Source organism: Cognatitamlana onchidii (assembly GCF_004804355.1).
GTDB lineage: Bacteria > Bacteroidota > Bacteroidia > Flavobacteriales > Flavobacteriaceae > Cognatitamlana > Cognatitamlana onchidii.
The window spans coordinates 485,369-500,980 of the sequence record NZ_SRWZ01000002.1; the positions used below are offsets into that span (position 1 = coordinate 485,369).

11 protein-coding genes and 2 tRNA genes are annotated in these 15,612 nt (G+C 35.2%); 5 read left to right on the forward strand and 8 right to left on the reverse strand.

Annotated features, from left to right (window positions below; all coding sequences use genetic code 11):
* Positions 1–24 precede the first annotated feature (24 nt).
* From E5D58_RS05635 to E5D58_RS05655, 5 genes are all read right to left on the reverse strand, one after another.
* On the reverse strand, positions 25–756 hold the full coding sequence (locus E5D58_RS05635; RefSeq protein ID WP_136480866.1) for a head GIN domain-containing protein: 732 nt from the start codon (positions 754–756) through the stop codon (positions 25–27).
* 24 nt (positions 757–780) lie between these two features.
* Positions 781–1,869 carry a hypothetical protein gene (locus tag E5D58_RS05640; protein WP_136480867.1) on the reverse strand — a complete coding sequence of 363 codons (1,089 nt, stop codon included), beginning with the start codon at positions 1,867–1,869 and terminating at the stop codon, positions 781–783.
* Between the two features lie 56 nt (positions 1,870–1,925).
* Positions 1,926–2,492, reverse strand: a complete 567-nt coding sequence (locus E5D58_RS05645; protein ID WP_136480868.1) for a hypothetical protein — start codon at positions 2,490–2,492, stop codon at positions 1,926–1,928.
* A gap of 12 nt (positions 2,493–2,504) precedes the next feature.
* Positions 2,505–3,110 (reverse strand): RNA polymerase sigma factor, encoded by a 606-nt coding sequence (locus E5D58_RS05650; RefSeq protein ID WP_235835849.1) that lies wholly within the window; start codon positions 3,108–3,110, stop codon positions 2,505–2,507.
* Positions 3,111–3,187: 77 nt separating this feature from the next.
* Positions 3,188–5,734 (reverse strand): ATP-dependent Clp protease ATP-binding subunit, encoded by a 2,547-nt coding sequence (locus tag E5D58_RS05655; RefSeq protein ID WP_136480869.1) that lies wholly within the window; start codon positions 5,732–5,734, stop codon positions 3,188–3,190.
* Positions 5,735–5,994: 260 nt separating this feature from the next.
* On the opposite strand from E5D58_RS05655, the gene gyrA reads away from it, so the two are divergent.
* Both gyrA and E5D58_RS05665 read left to right on the forward strand, forming a co-directional pair.
* Positions 5,995–8,556 (forward strand): DNA gyrase subunit A, encoded by a 2,562-nt coding sequence (gene gyrA / locus E5D58_RS05660; RefSeq protein ID WP_136480870.1) that lies wholly within the window; start codon positions 5,995–5,997, stop codon positions 8,554–8,556.
* Positions 8,557–8,573: 17 nt separating this feature from the next.
* Complete coding sequence (locus E5D58_RS05665; protein ID WP_136480871.1) at positions 8,574–9,827, forward strand: tetratricopeptide repeat protein; 1,254 nt, start codon at positions 8,574–8,576, stop codon at positions 9,825–9,827.
* 229 nt (positions 9,828–10,056) lie between these two features.
* Here E5D58_RS05665 and E5D58_RS05670 read toward each other — a convergent pair whose 3' ends face one another.
* Positions 10,057–10,806 carry a C40 family peptidase gene (locus E5D58_RS05670; protein ID WP_136480872.1) on the reverse strand — a complete coding sequence of 250 codons (750 nt, stop codon included), beginning with the start codon at positions 10,804–10,806 and terminating at the stop codon, positions 10,057–10,059.
* 9 nt (positions 10,807–10,815) lie between these two features.
* Entirely contained in the window at positions 10,816–11,994 is a 1,179-nt protein-coding gene (locus tag E5D58_RS05675; RefSeq protein ID WP_136480873.1) for an acetyl-CoA C-acyltransferase, read from the reverse strand.
* 119 nt (positions 11,995–12,113) lie between these two features.
* On the opposite strand from E5D58_RS05675, the gene E5D58_RS05680 reads away from it, so the two are divergent.
* The 3 genes from E5D58_RS05680 to E5D58_RS05690 all read left to right on the forward strand — a co-directional run bounded on the left by E5D58_RS05680 (position 12,114) and on the right by E5D58_RS05690 (position 14,443).
* Positions 12,114–14,168 carry an HD family phosphohydrolase gene (locus tag E5D58_RS05680; protein WP_136480874.1) on the forward strand — a complete coding sequence of 685 codons (2,055 nt, stop codon included), beginning with the start codon at positions 12,114–12,116 and terminating at the stop codon, positions 14,166–14,168.
* A 95-nt stretch (positions 14,169–14,263) separates the two neighbouring features.
* Positions 14,264–14,347: transfer RNA gene (locus E5D58_RS05685), tRNA-Ser, on the forward strand.
* 21 nt (positions 14,348–14,368) lie between these two features.
* Positions 14,369–14,443, forward strand: a tRNA-Pro gene (locus E5D58_RS05690).
* Between the two features lie 185 nt (positions 14,444–14,628).
* On the opposite strand, the gene E5D58_RS05695 is transcribed toward E5D58_RS05690, so the two are convergent.
* Entirely contained in the window at positions 14,629–15,591 is a 963-nt protein-coding gene (locus tag E5D58_RS05695) for a D-2-hydroxyacid dehydrogenase (RefSeq protein WP_136480875.1), read from the reverse strand.
* Positions 15,592–15,612 lie beyond the last annotated feature (21 nt).

A 15,612-nucleotide genomic window follows, 5' to 3' on the forward strand; every position in this document is an offset into this window, starting at 1 on the left:
AACAGATTATTGATTGATGAAAATTTAGTTGCTAATACTTCCTGACCCTGAAACCTTGGTGTCTTCTTTTTCAGGAGAGCCATGATATGCAATATCACCAGATCCTGAAACCCTTGCTTTTAAAGTTTTGTTACCAACTACTTTGGCGTCTCCAGATCCAGCAACGTAAACTTCAGTGTTATTAGCGTCTAGCTCAAAGCCATGGAAATCGCCCGACCCGGCAACTTTCGATTCAAGGTTTTCGGTTGTACCTTTTAAAGTAATATCGCCAGATCCTGATAGTGCACTTTCTACAGATTCCGTTTTAATATCTAAAGTGATATCTCCAGAACCAGCGAGAGAGACATCTAAACTAGAAGTGTTAATTACGTTTTTGCTATATAAATCTCCAGAACCTGCCAAAGCTACCTTATTAATACTTTCAAAAGGAATGGTTATTTTTATAGAGCTACCATTCCTTGTTTTTAGGCTCACGCCATCTTTCACTTTTACTTTTAAGATATCTCCTTTTACTTCAGTAATTATAAAATCTAGTAAGTTCTCGTCGCCCTCAAGCGTTAAGGAACCTTCTTTGCCTTTAACTAAAATATAGTCAAAAGATCCAGCACACTTAATGCCACTGTATTCTGGCGTAGACCTCATAATAGAAACCTTATTGCCATTGCCTTTAATTTTTTTCCATTGTGCTTGAGTGGTTGAAATTAGTAAGCAACTAATAATTGTAAATGCGATTTTTAAGATGCTAATAGTTTTCATAAATTTTGATTTTGATTAATGATATTAGTATGGTTTTAATGAAACACTGCCATAGTCCGATGTTATAGATATTAAGTTGCCTGTAGATTGTGTTCCTCGATAGCCACTATAATATTTATCACTTGATTGTATGTTCTTTTTAATAAATGTTAAACCATCACTTTCCCTTAACGAGCCATAATCTAGTCTAATATTAAAGTCGAAATAGTAATCTTGCGCGTATCCAATGTTAATTCCAACGTAATCAGATTTAATATCTACATTTCCAGCGCTTTCTGTTAGATGTTTTATTTTTATAGATCCATAATCGGCTCTTAGAGTGACGTTGTTGTAAACATCTCCAATTACGGTTGTTAGGTAATCGCCATTGCCGTCAATATTGTTTGCGGCATCTATTTTCATATTTCCATAGTCGCAGGTATACTTTACGTTTTCAGCAATTTCTATTTTGGAGTTGGAGTAGTCTGCAGAAATATGAATATCCTTAGTTTTTGCTATGGTAAAATCACTATAGTCCGCATTAATTTTACCACTGTTAATATACTCAAAATAACAGCCTTTAGAATAATCAAAACTTATAGCATTATCTGCAGCCATAAGCTCTTTAGTAGTAATCTTGCCATAATCACAGCTCAATTTGGCCTGTCCCTTTAATTTGTCAACGTTAATATTACCATAGTCATTACTTAAGTTTATCTTATTGGTTATTGGCATTTTGATGAGATAATTAATCTTCATTTTAATTTTTCCACTATTACCCCAATTCCACCAGGAGCCAGATTTTTTATTGCCAAACATGGTTCTTGCAGAGACGGCATCAGAATTTGCAGAAAAATTAACCGTTATTTCATCAAGTTTTTCTTGAGTTTTTTCCTCATTGTTCCCTGAGGTGGTTATGGTTATTTCAAAAACAATTCTGTTTTCATCCCAAGTGACTACATCAAGGTTTCCGTAGCTATTGTCAACTTCTAAAGAGGCATTTTTATTTACAGAAAACTCCTTTTTAATAGTCTTAGTTTTAGTGTGCTTAAAATCTGTCTTACTTGAAGCTGAAATTAGTAGAGGAAGTATAAGCAAGCTGATTACTATGCCAATGTGTATAATTTTTTTCATGTGTTCGTTTTTTAATAGGGACGATCGATAAATTTTTATTTAATCATTTTTTGCTATTAAATATTTGATTCTAATAAACCGTCTGATGAATAATTTAATTGTTTAACTATTTCAATTTGCTCTAGAGTATTTTGTAAAATGTCGATTCTATTTTGAAAATTTGAGATCATAGCATAAATAACACGATTGTCTTCACCGCTTTCCTTTAAGTCTATTTTTAAACCAGCATAGTCATTTTCTAAAACCTGAATACGCTTTAGTGCGTCTTGTATTAGTACTTGAACTTCGGGAGAGGATTCAGCTTTTAATTTTCTCAATTCTTCATTAATTGAAGCAGTGAAGAAGTCCTGAGTTTTTGCCATTTCGGGAGATACACTGGCTAAATCTGACTTTTTATCACCTCCATTCAAATTAATAAAAACAGCAAGTAGCATAACTATAGATGCTGCTATAGCAAATATGGGTTTCCATATGCTGGGCTTAAGTTTTAGGACTTTTGCAGCACTGTTATTCTGTGTTTCTAGTTTTTGTTGAAATCGTAATTCGTGTGCGGATTTTGGAGAATCAACATCAAATTGATTCTTTAAATTTTCAAAAACTTTATCTATATTATTATCGTTCATATTTTTTTATTTTTAAATCCTTGCTACTTGATTTAATTTTTGCCTTAAGCTCATTTTAGCTCGAGACACCATGGTTCGTGTATTTTGATAGGATATATTCAAAATTTCACCTATCTCCTCGTAATCATAACCTTCTATTAAGTTTAGCGTTAGCACAATTCTGTAATTATCCTTTAAAGTTTTCATTGTGTCTAATACTTGATTAGCTTTTAAATTATTATAGTTATGATCTTGTTCAGATTCATATGTGCTTTCTTCAATTTTATATAAAACATCATCAATAGAGGTTTCGTTCTTTTTTATTAATTGCCTGTAGTGGTGTATACTTTTATTAACGACTATTCGTTTTAACCAAGCACCAAAAGTACTATCGTCTTTAAGTGTTTTAAGTTTGGTAAAGGCTTGTAAAAAAGCATCTTGCATGATGTCTTCTGCTTCAAAACTATCCTTTACAATTCTTATTGAAGTATTATACATAGCCTTGTAATATCTGTTGTAAATTTCCAATTGGGCTGATTGGTTTTTAGATTTACAAAGTGTGATTAGTTCTTCAGTATTTAAGTTGGTTAGCGTCACTAATAGTTTTGTTGTTATTATATAGATTGTAGTTATTTGCATTTGTTACAGTTTATTCAAAAAAAAAATCCCACATTCGAATGAAAGTAGGATTTTTTTTCTTCAGATAAACCAAGTTGTTATGATTCTGTGGGCTTTTCGGCCTTTTCAATTGTGATTTTTAATTCATCATTTTTCTTATCGTAGTCAATCTTAATATGGTCACCTTCTTCTAGGTTTGAAGCAACAATTTCTTCCGCAAGGGAATCTTCCACATATTTTTGAATGGCTCTTTTTAAAGGTCGCGCTCCGTACTGCTTGTCAAAACCTTTCTCTGCAATATAATCTTTAGCGCCATCTGTAAGTTTAAGATTGTATCCAAGGTTTTTAATTCTACCAAGTAGTTTTTCAAGCTCAATATCGATAATCTTATTGATATCTTCTTTTTCTAAAGGATTGAAAACAATAACATCGTCAATTCTATTTAAAAACTCTGGTGCGAACGATTTCTTTAAGGCATTTTCAATAACACTTCTGGCATTAGCATCTTCCTGTGCTTTTTGAGAGGCCGTTCCAAAACCAATACCTGTTCCAAAATCTTTCAGTTTTCTAGCACCAATATTCGAAGTCATAATAATGATAGTGTTTCTAAAGTCAATTTTTCTACCTAAACTATCGGTAAGGTAGCCATCATCAAGTACTTGTAACAACATATTGAAAACATCTGGATGCGCCTTTTCAATTTCATCAAGTAATATGACTGCATAAGGTTTGCGTCTTACTTTTTCGGTAAGTTGACCACCTTCTTCATAGCCCACGTATCCTGGAGGAGCACCAATAAGTCTTGAAATGGCAAATTTCTCCATGTATTCACTCATATCAATTCTAACTAAAGAATCTTCGCTGTCGAATAATTCTCTTGATAGTACTTTTGCTAATTGGGTTTTACCAACACCAGTTTGACCCAGGAATATAAAGGAACCGATAGGCTTATTAGGATCTTTTAAGCCAGCTCTATTTCTTTGAATGGCCTTTACTACCTTAGCAACGGCGTCATCTTGGCCAATAACTTTTCCTTTTATAAGATTTGGTAACTCCGCAAGTTTATTAATTTCGGTTTGGGCAATTCTATTTACAGGAACCCCCGTCATCATAGACACGACATCGGCTACGTTATCTTCTGTAACGATTTCACGATGTTGCTTTGTGTCTTCTTCCCATTTCTCTTGAGCGCTAGCAAGTTCTTTTTCTATGCGCTTTTCATCATCTCTTAGTTTTGCAGCTTCTTCATACTTTTGTTTTCTTACTACCGCATTTTTAGTTTCCTTGATAGCTTCTAACTGTTTTTCAAGCTCGATAATTTGCTTTGGAACATCAATGTTAGTTATATGAACTCTCGATCCCGCTTCATCTAATGCATCAATCGCTTTGTCTGGAAGAAACCGTTCGGTCATATATCTATTGGTCAATTTCACACAGGCAGCAATAGCTCCTGGTGTATAATCAACATTATGATGTTCTTCGTATTTGCCTTTTATATTGTTAAGAATTTCAATGGTCTCTTCAACCGAAGTAGGCTCTACGATTACTTTTTGAAAACGTCTTTCAAGGGCACCATCTTTTTCAATGTATTGCCTGTATTCGTCAAGGGTTGTAGCGCCAATACATTGAATTTCTCCTCTTGCAAGGGCCGGCTTAAACATGTTTGAGGCATCCAAGCTTCCAGTAGCGCCACCGGCACCAACTATGGTGTGGATTTCATCAATGAATAGAATAACGTCGTCGTTTTTTTCTAATTCATTCATTACAGCTTTCATGCGTTCTTCAAATTGACCGCGGTATTTGGTCCCGGCCACTAAGCTGGCTAGGTCGAGCGTCACCACACGTTTATTAAACAAGATGCGAGATACTTTCCTTTTTACGATCCTTAAGGCTAAGCCTTCTGCAATAGCCGACTTACCAACGCCAGGCTCTCCAATTAAAAGCGGATTATTTTTCTTTCTTCTACTTAAAACTTGAGAAACACGCTGTATTTCCTTTTCTCGACCAACTACAGGGTCAAGCTTTCCTTCTTCGGCTAAAGCCGTTAAATCACGCCCAAAATTATCTAAAACAGGTGTTTTAGACTTTTTATTAGACTTGCCTGCAGGCGCATTAAAAATATTGTCTTTTGAAGCGTCCTCACTTGAGGCGGTATCGTCATCTTGAAATTCCGCTTTCGGTTCTATATAATCGTTATCGTTTGTTATCATAGATTTAAATTGTTCTTTAACATTATCATAGTCAACTTTTAACTTATTTAAGAGTTTGGTAGTAGGGTCGTTTTCATTTCTCAAAATACACAGCAACAAATGCGCTGTATTTATTGATGAGCTCTGGAAGAGTTTAGCTTCTAAAAAAGTGGTTTTTAAAGCACGCTCTGCTTGCCTTGTTAGGTGTAGATTCTTTTTTTGGTTAGACATTACACTTATGTTAGGGTTGGCAGGACTTAAAATCTCTACTTTACGCCTTAAATGATTTAAATCAATATCAAGGGCACTTAAAATATTTATTGCTTTTCCACTTCCATCTCTAAGTAGCCCAAGCATGAGGTGTTCGGTGCCAATAAAATCGTGTCCCAAACGTAAAGCTTCCTCTTTACTGTAAGCTATAACATCTTTTACTCTAGGTGAAAAATTATCATCCATAATTATATCCTTTCTGCATTAAAAATAGTAAAACATTTTACTAAAGACAAAAACTGTTCCTTAATTAAACGCTAAAACGCTAATTGACGAAAAAATCTTTATTAAATCAAAATTTTAGGGTTCATACTTATTAACCAAACTAGTCGTAAAAATTGTTAATAAATTACACGAAAAACAAGGCGTGATAGTCTTACTATGACTGCTGAAATACTTATATTAGCATGTTTTGAAAAACACTGAAAAATTAAATTAAATTATATATGGCAGAAGGAGAAAAATTGATTCCTATTAACATTGAGGATGAGATGAAATCGGCTTACATAGATTACTCTATGTCGGTCATTGTGTCACGTGCTTTACCTGACGTAAGAGATGGTCTAAAACCAGTTCATAGACGTGTGCTTTATGGTATGCATGAACTTGGTGTTAGAGCTAATTCGGCACATAAAAAATCCGCAAGAATAGTTGGAGAGGTTTTAGGTAAATACCACCCACATGGGGATACATCTGTTTATGATGCTATGGTGCGCATGGCACAAGAGTGGAGTTTGCGTTATATGTTAGTTGATGGTCAAGGAAACTTTGGGTCTATTGATGGAGATAGTCCTGCAGCAATGCGTTATACTGAGGCAAGAATGCGGAAGATTTCTGAGGATATGTTAGCGGATATTGAAAAGGAAACAGTTGATCATAAATTAAATTTCGACGACACCCTTCAAGAACCTACTGTTTTGCCAACCCGTATTCCAGGATTGTTGGTTAATGGAGCTTCGGGTATTGCTGTTGGTATGGCTACTAATATGCCGCCTCATAACCTTGCAGAAGTTGTAGATGGAACAATCGCCTATATTGATAATAATGATATTGAAGTTGATGACCTTATAAAGCTTGTAAAGGCGCCGGATTTCCCTACGGGCGGAACAATTTATGGCTACGATGGTGTAAAAGAAGCATTTCAGACAGGAAGAGGGCGCATTGTAATACGAGGAAAAGCAAATATTGAAGAAATAAATGGCAGAGAATGTATTGTGGTAGATGAAATACCTTATCAAATTAATAAGGCAGATATGATTAAAAAAACTGCCGATTTAGTTAATGATAAGAAGTTGGAAGGTATCTCAACAATTCGTGATGAGTCAGATAGAAACGGTATGCGAATTGTTTATGTTTTAAAACGCGATGCAATACCAAACATTGTTTTAAATAAATTATTTAAGTATACAGCTCTACAATCCTCATTTAGTGTTAATAACATCGCGCTTGTAAATGGCAGGCCACAGCTATTAAATCTTAAAGATTTAATTCATTATTTTGTTGAGCACAGGCACGAGGTTGTTGTAAGAAGAACAAAATATGAGTTGCGAAAGGCTGAAGAGCGCGCGCATATACTTGAAGGTCTGATAATTGCATCGGATAATATTGATGAAGTCATTGCGTTAATTCGAGCTTCAGCAAATGCTGATGAGGCCAGATCAAAGTTAATTGAACGTTTTAAATTAACAGAGATTCAAGCTAAAGCGATTGTTGAAATGAGGTTGCGTCAACTTACTGGTCTAGAGCAGGATAAGTTAAGAGCTGAATATGAGGAGTTGATGAAAACAATAGAAGACCTTAAAGACATTCTTGATAAGAAAGAAAGAAGAATGGATATTATTAAGGAGGAGTTAGTAATCATCAAAGATAAATATGGTGACGAACGGCGATCTACGATTGAATACGCTGGAGGGGATTTAAGTATAGAAGATATGATTCCTGATGAAAAAGTAGTAATAACTATTTCTCATGCGGGTTATATTAAGAGAACTTCCTTAACTGAGTATAAAACACAAAATAGAGGAGGTGTTGGACAGAAGGCATCGACTACTAGGAATGAAGATTTTCTGGAACACCTCTTTGTTGGGACTAACCATCAATATATGCTGTTCTTTACCCAAAAAGGGAAGTGTTTCTGGATGCGTGTTTATGAAATACCAGAAGGAAGCAAAACATCAAAAGGTAGAGCGATACAAAACCTTATAAATATTGAGCAAGATGATAAGGTGATGGCCTTTATTTGTACTCAGGACTTAAAAGATGAGGCTTATATTAATAGTCATTATGTAATCATGGCTACCAAGAATGGACAGGTTAAAAAGACATCGCTGGAGCAATATTCAAGACCAAGAACTAACGGGATTAATGCCATTACAATTAAAGATAATGACGAGCTTTTAGAGGCTAAGTTAACCACTGGAAACAGTCAGGTTATGTTAGCGCTTAAATCAGGAAAAGCTATTCGTTTTGAAGAGGCTAAAACACGTCCTATGGGAAGAGGGGCTTCTGGAGTAAGAGGCATTACATTAGCTCATGATAAAGATGAGGTAATTGGTATGGTTACGGTTGAAAATCCGCAGGAAGAATCTGTATTGGTGGTTTCGGAGAATGGATATGGTAAGCGCACCTATATTGATGATCCAGAAGATGGAGAGCCCGTTTATAGAGTAACTAACAGAGGAGGTAAAGGTGTAAAGACGATTTCCATAACTGAGAAAACGGGGAATCTAGTTGCCATTAAGACTGTAACAGATAATGACGATTTAATGATTATCAATAAATCCGGAATTGCCATTAGGATGGTAGTCGAAAACTTAAGAGTGATGGGAAGAGCGACTCAAGGGGTTAAATTGATTAATTTAAAAGGGAACGATTCTATTGCGGCTGTAGCTAAAGTGATGCATGATGAAGATGAGGTTGAAGACATAGAAGCGGCTGAAAACAGTAGTGAGTCTAAAGATGGCACAGCTCTTGATAACAACGACATTAACAATAACACTGAAAGTTAAATTAAATATTACAAAAAATGAAAAAACAAATTATTGTAGCTTTGGCAATTGCATTAGGAGGTTTCTCTTTTGCGCAAAAAAAAGAGTTAAAGGCTGCTGAAAAAGCTATTAAGAGCAAGGGGTTTGCAGATGCTGTTACCGCGTTAAATGCGGTTGAGCCAATGCTTGAATCACTCGATCCTAAACTAAAAGAGAAGTACTACTATTTGCACAGTTTAGCTTTGTTTGCGGACGGCCAAGGAAAGGATGCGGATATTGATGTAGCTCTAAAAGATCTTGAAAAGTTAGAGGATACATATCAAAATGAAAAATCGGAGTTAAAAACTCAGATGACTAACGATTTCTTGCAAAAAGGGAATAAGCAATACGAACAGAAGAACTATGGAGAAGCTTCAAAGTATTTCGAAAAAACCTATGATTTAAATACAAAAGATACTGTTTATCTGTATTATGCGGCTGCTACGGCTGTAAGTGTACCAGATTACGATCGTGCATTAGTTTTATATCAGAAACTAAAAGATTTAGGTTATACCGGAATAGTAGAGGAAATTGTTGCTACAAATAAAGAAACTGGAGAGGTGGACACATTTCCAAGTGTTAGTATGCGCGATCTTTCTGTTAAATCGGGTACGCACGAAAATCCTGAAATTAGAAAAACAGATTCTAAACGAGGAGAGATTGTGAAAAATGTAGCGCTTATTTATGTAAACAATGGCGATAATGAAAAGGCTATTGAAGCTATGAAAGATGCTAGAGCTGCGAGTCCAAATGATGTGAACCTAATATTGTCTGAAGCAAATGTTCATTTTAAAATGGGTAATATGGAGGAGTTTGGAAAGCTTCTGGAAGAAGCGGTAGAGATTGATCCAAATAATGCCGAACTAAGATACAATCTTGGTGTTATAGCAGCTGAGGCAAACCACCCAGAAGAGGCAAAAGCCTACTACGAAAAAGCCATTGAGTTAGATCCAAAATATGTTAACGCCTATATTAATATATCGGCTTTAATTTTGTCTGGAGAGCAACCATTAATTGAAGAGATGAATGGTTTAGGAAATTCTTCTGCAGATAACAAGCGTTATGATGAGTTGCGTGAGCAACGTGAAAAATTATATTCTGATGCTGTGCCGTATCTAACTAAGGCCCTTGAAATGGCTCCTAAAAATATTAACGCTGCCAAAACCTTAATGAATATTTATAGTATTCTTGGAGAAACTGATAAATTTAAAGAGATGAAAGCTAAGGTTGAGGACATTGAAAGTGCTCAATAAAAGTATTCAACTTTTCTAAGTGAGTCGTCCTAAAATAGGTTGACAGATTATTAAATAAACTAGATTAAACCTGTGAAGTTAACTTCGCAGGTTTTTTTGTTAGAACAAAGTTTGGAGTTTTCAAGTTAGGGGCTAAATGAGGTCCTAGGTTTTTATAAGTTTCAATAGACTCTTTAATTAAAAGTGTAGCTCTTATTTGGTATTACATTTACAGATTAAAAATTTATTTTTAAACTATCTTTTTAATAACACGCAATTTGTGAGTATGTGTTTTTTTGTCCACATTATAAATCCCAGAATGATCTAATCTATCAATTCTTACCTTACCATGTGCATGAATAATATAATTATCTTTCATAATTATGCCTACGTGCACAATTTGGCCTTCGCTATTGTCAAAAAATGCCAAATCGCCTGGTTCACTTTCTTCAATAAAACTTAATGGTTCGCCTTGCGTGGCCTGTTGCGATGCATCGCGAAGTAGCTTATAACCATTTAATTTATAGACCATTTGAGTAAAGCCAGAGCAGTCAATTCCAAAAGGCGTTTTTCCTCCCCACAAGTAAGGAGAATTTAGGTAGGTAAATGCAGTATGTACTAAGTTGGATTTAACACTCGCTATATTGGTTTCATTACCGTCATACTTATGGTTTAGAAGTTTTATTCCATTAAGTGATGAACCTATAGAAATAGGGGATAGTTGGTTGTTCTCATCTTCAATAAATTCAACCAGGTCTGAGGAAAGTCTTGGTGTTTCTTTGTTTAACGCTTTATAATTGGTTTCTGAAATAAAAACGAACTGTTTATTGTCTAGCCACCCTTCATAATTATCAAAGGCTAATCTAATTCTACTCCAGTTTTTGCGATGCTCTATTACTTTAAAAATTTCACCATATAGCACTTGCGATACTAGCTCGCTCGTGTCTGCTGGTTCATTTCTCAGAGGGACAATGCTTAAATTACAAATTCCGTATTGCATTAAAACCTCTTAATTACGTTCTACAATAATTGCCGATGCACCTCCGCCACCATTACAAATAGCTGCAGCGCCAATTTTGGCATCGTTTTGTTCAAGAACATTTAATAATGTGGTTATAATTCGAGCGCCAGAGCAACCCAAAGGATGCCCTAAAGATACAGCGCCCCCATGAACGTTAACCTTGTCTTCATTAAGGCCTAAAATTTTCATATTAGCAAGTCCAACAACAGAAAAAGCCTCGTTTAGTTCAAAAAAATCTACATCAGATAGGTTTATATTAGCCTTTTTTAAAGCTTTTGGTAAAGCTTTGGCAGGTGCTGTGGTAAACCATTCTGGTTCTTGGGCTGCATCTGCATAACTTTTTATGGTTGCCATGGGTTTTATACCAAGCGCAATTGCTTTTTCTTTACTCATAAGTATTAAGGCAGCAGCACCATCGTTAATTGTAGATGCATTGGCTGCCGTAACGGTGCCATTTTTTGAAAAAGCTGGACGCAACAGTGGTATTTTATCCATTTTTACATTTAGAAACTCTTCATCTTGAGTTATCGATATAGGGTCTCCTTTGCGCTGAGGAACTTCAACTGGGACGACTTCATCATTAAATTTATGATTATCCCAAGCGCTTTTGGATCGCTTATACGATCGAATAGCAAAGGCGTCTTGGTCTTCTCTTGTAAACTTGTATTTTCCAGCACAGGCGTCAGCACAAATTCCCATGGCATTGCTATTATATGCATCAACAAGTCCATCTCGTTGCATGCCATCAATTAAAGTTGAAGATCCAAATTTAGTTGCTGTTCTTATATTTGTATAATGAGGAATTAAACTCATATTCTCCATGCCTCCTGCTACTATTACATCGGCATCTCCTAAAGCAATGGATTGAGCAGCTTGCATAACGGCCTTCATGCCAGATGCGCATACTTTATTAACCGTTGTGCATGGTACGGTATCAGGAATACCTGCATAAATAGCTGCTTGTCTTGCGGGGGCTTGACCAGTTCCCGCTTGCACAACGTTACCCATTAGAACCTCTTCGACAAGATCTGGTCTAAGGTTTATCTTGTTCAGGGCACCTTGAATAGCTATGGCACCAAGTTTAGGCGCAGGAATAGTGGATAAAGCACCTAAAAAACTGCCTATTGGCGTTCTGGCTGCAGAGACGATAACAACTTCCTTATTCATCTATTAAACAATTTAGTTTAGTACTTGCGAAAATAACGATTTTTTAGTTTATAAATGTATGATTCCTTCAGTATAAAATAACGCTAGAAGCTTATAATTTTATTATTTTTGGTATCTACATGAAAGACCTTATTAATAAATTATACAGAAATCATTCCTTAATTTACAAGGCTCTGCTTTTTATTTGTACTACCATTTTAATTGTTTATTTATTTCCTAAAAGTGGTAAGTTTAAGTATAGTTTTGAAAAAGGCAAACCTTGGCAATCTGAAAACTTGTATGCGCCTTTCGATTTTGCCATTAAAAAGACCGATTTAGAGATTGCTTCAGAAAAAAGGGCAATCACTTCAAATTCTGTGTTGTATTTTAATATAGATAAGAGTATTCATTCTAAAGTAAAGGAGGATTTTATTGTTCAGTTAAAGAGTCAGTTTTTAGATTCTATTCCAAAATCGAAGTTTCAGAAGTTACAGCAAGCAGGTGAAAATATTATTTCAACCCTTTATGCATATGGAGTGCTAAATGAAAAATTGAATTATAGCAAAGAAAGGAGTATTGTCGTTATTGATGGGCGAGAAAAGTTCAAAGAAGGTTTTTTTAGTAATTTAATTGCGCAAGATGAATTGGCTCCAATAATTGAAAACGAGTTTGTTGGAAGTAGTTTACTGGATTATAAAGAAGATTTTATTGCATTATTTTTCGATTTGGTTGAGCCTAACCTAGAGTTTAATAAGGCTTTTTCAGATAATTTATTAAAGGATGAGTTAACTAAAGTCGCGTACACCAGAGGAAGTGTGGCCAAAGAAACCCTTATTGTCTCTAAAGGAGAGGTGGTTGAGGGCGATAAGTTTCAAATACTAAAATCACTTCAGTCAGAATACGAATCTCAAGTATGGAATGAGTCTAACTACAATTGGATTCTCTTTGCTTATACGTTACTTGTGTCATTAGCATTGCTCATGCTTTTACTTTTTTTAAGGAAATATAGAACAAACGTATTTGAGAATAATACTAAAGTAACATTTATTTTCTTCAATATTTCCCTATTAATATTTATAACTACTTTGGTAGTAAATTATAATTCTAAGTACATTTATGTGGTCCCCATTTGTGTATTACCTCTAGTTTTTAAAGCGTTTTTTGATGCTAGGTTAGGGCTGTTTGCTCATGTTCTTACAGTGCTTCTTTTAGGTTTTATTGTACCTAATAGTTATGAGTACGTATTTTTGCAAATTATAGCAGGAATAGTAACTATACTTACCGTGTCTGAATTATACAAACGAGCTAATTTGTTTATTTCTGTAGGGCAAATAACACTTATATACATTATTGCTTATTTTGCTTTTTTTGTTATCCATGAAGGAAGTGTAGAGGCACTTAAGTGGGAAACTTTTATATGGTTTATACTTGGGGGGGTTGCTACTTTGTTTGTTCAGCCTTTAATATATGCCTATGAAAAACTTTTTGGACTAGTTTCCGATGTATCCCTATTAGAATTATCAGACACCAATACCAAATTGTTAAAGGAATTGGCTAATAAGGCTCCAGGCACGTTTCATCATTCTTTAAACGTGGCGAATTTAGCCGAAGCCTCTGCTAACGAAATAGGAGCGAACGCCATGTTAGTTAGAGTGGGTGCTTTGTATCATGATATAGGTAAAATGAAAAATCCAACTTACTATACTGAAAATCAATCTACAGGTATTAACCCTCATGACGAGCTCTCATCAAAAGAGAGTGCTAAAATTATTGTAGATCATGTTATTAATGGTATTGAAATAGCCAGGAAAAATAATTTACCAGATCGCGTTATTGACTTTATAAGAACGCATCATGGTACTAGCATGGTATATTACTTTTATATGCAGGAAAAAAATGCGTATCCTGATAATGAGGTAGATAAGTTAGATTTTAGTTATCCTGGTCCAAAACCGTTCAGCAAAGAAACGGCTATTTTAATGATGTGCGATAGTATAGAGGCCGCATCCAAAAGTTTAAAAGAACCAACCTCGTCAAAAATTGAATCCTTTGTAGAAAATATCATTAACAAACAAATTGAAGAGGATCAATTTTTAAATGCTAATATTACTTTTAAAGAAATTCAATCGATAAAAAAAGTGCTAAAACACAAGCTAGCAAACATTTATCATTTAAGGATTGAATACCCCGAATAAAAATTAAAAAAAGTAAATAAAATAGTTGCGTTCTTATTGAGTTTAGGCTACATTTGCAACCGCAATTTTATTGCAGAAGTTCTTATAGAATTTTAGGAGAGGTGCCAGAGTGGTAATGGAGCAGATTGCTAATCTGTCAGCGCGCAAGTGCTGCCCGGGTTCGAGTCCCGGTCTCTCCGCAATTTTTAGATAACCAGAATCGGGGTGTAGCGTAGCCCGGTTATCGCGCCGCGTTTGGGACGCGGAGGTCGCAGGTTCGAATCCTGCCACCCCGACGAATAGTTCTTGAAAGCCTCAATTCATTTGAATTGAGGCTTTTTTTATTTTAATAAGGAGTTATTTGTTTAAAATGGAAGCCCATTAAAAAAGCTTAATATATAAGCTTTTCTATTAACTTTTAGTTATTCCAGTAACTTGTTATCCAAAATATAATAGCGCATTCTAAAATAAGCTTTTGCGTCTAATAAACCCTATTGATGGGAGCACCTTGTAGGAACGCTTTAATATTGTTTAAGGCCGTATCCATAAGTCTTTGACGAGCTTCTTTTGGAGCCCAAGCAATATGTGGTGTTATAATGCAATTTTTTGCCTCTAATAGAGGGTTATGCTTTCTCATGGGCTCCTCAGAGATAACATCTAAGGCTGCGTACGCTATCTTGTTTGCGTTTAAAGCCTCCTTTAAATCGTCTTCCACTATTAATGGACCTCTAGAGGTGTTAATTAGCATAACGCCATCTTTCATTTTGGCGATATTAGTTTTGTTAATGATTCCTGAAGTCTTTTCAGTAAGAGGACAATGCAAACTAATAATATCTGAATGTTTTAAAAGTTCCTTGAAAGAAACAAATTTGCAGGTTTCACTTTCAAATTCTGGTTTAATGGTTCTGCTGTAAACAAGTACCTTTAGCCCAAAAGCCTGCGCCATTTTCGCTGTTGATTGTCCTATATTACCAAAGCCTATAAGTCCAATGGTTTTGTTTTGTAATTCAATAAGTGGGTATTTCCAGAAACTAAAATCTTTACTGTTAACCCAATCTCCTTGTTTAACAGCTAGATTGTGCCCCCCAATATGATGACACATTTCTAACAGGAGTGCCATGGTAAATTGTGCTACAGATATGGTACTGTACGCTGGTACGTTGGTAGCTACAATATTGTGTTTTCGAGCCGTTTCAACATCTACAACATTATACCCAGTAGCGAGCACACCAATGTACTTTAGGTTGTTTGATTGTTCTATAACCGCTTTATTAATAGGCGTTTTGTTGGTTAACACTATATCGGCTTCGCCTATATTAGTCAGAATATCTGACGTATTAAAAGGGGTTCTGTCAAATACCTTTAATTCGCCAAACTTTTTGATGCCTTCCCAGCTTAAATCTCCTGGATTAAGGGTGTAACCGTCAAGAACTACTATTTTCATTATAATAGGGTTTAATCACAG

Bases quoted from the DNA above. Each gene is read 5' to 3' on its own strand.
- E5D58_RS05635 (WP_136480866.1), bottom strand. From the start codon at position 756: ATGAAAACTATTAGCATCTTAAAAATCGCATTTACAATTATTAGTTGC.
- E5D58_RS05640 (WP_136480867.1), bottom strand. From the start codon at position 1,869: ATGAAAAAAATTATACACATTGGCATAGTAATCAGCTTGCTTATACTT.
- E5D58_RS05645 (WP_136480868.1), bottom strand. From the start codon at position 2,492: ATGAACGATAATAATATAGATAAAGTTTTTGAAAATTTAAAGAATCAA.
- E5D58_RS05650 (WP_235835849.1), bottom strand. From the start codon at position 3,110: ATGCAAATAACTACAATCTATATAATAACAACAAAACTATTAGTGACG.
- E5D58_RS05655 (WP_136480869.1), bottom strand. From the start codon at position 5,734: ATGGATGATAATTTTTCACCTAGAGTAAAAGATGTTATAGCTTACAGT.
- gyrA (WP_136480870.1), top strand. From the start codon at position 5,995: ATGGCAGAAGGAGAAAAATTGATTCCTATTAACATTGAGGATGAGATG.
- E5D58_RS05665 (WP_136480871.1), top strand. From the start codon at position 8,574: ATGAAAAAACAAATTATTGTAGCTTTGGCAATTGCATTAGGAGGTTTC.
- E5D58_RS05670 (WP_136480872.1), bottom strand. From the start codon at position 10,806: ATGCAATACGGAATTTGTAATTTAAGCATTGTCCCTCTGAGAAATGAA.
- E5D58_RS05675 (WP_136480873.1), bottom strand. From the start codon at position 11,994: ATGAATAAGGAAGTTGTTATCGTCTCTGCAGCCAGAACGCCAATAGGC.
- E5D58_RS05680 (WP_136480874.1), top strand. From the start codon at position 12,114: ATGAAAGACCTTATTAATAAATTATACAGAAATCATTCCTTAATTTAC.
- E5D58_RS05695 (WP_136480875.1), bottom strand. From the start codon at position 15,591: ATGAAAATAGTAGTTCTTGACGGTTACACCCTTAATCCAGGAGATTTA.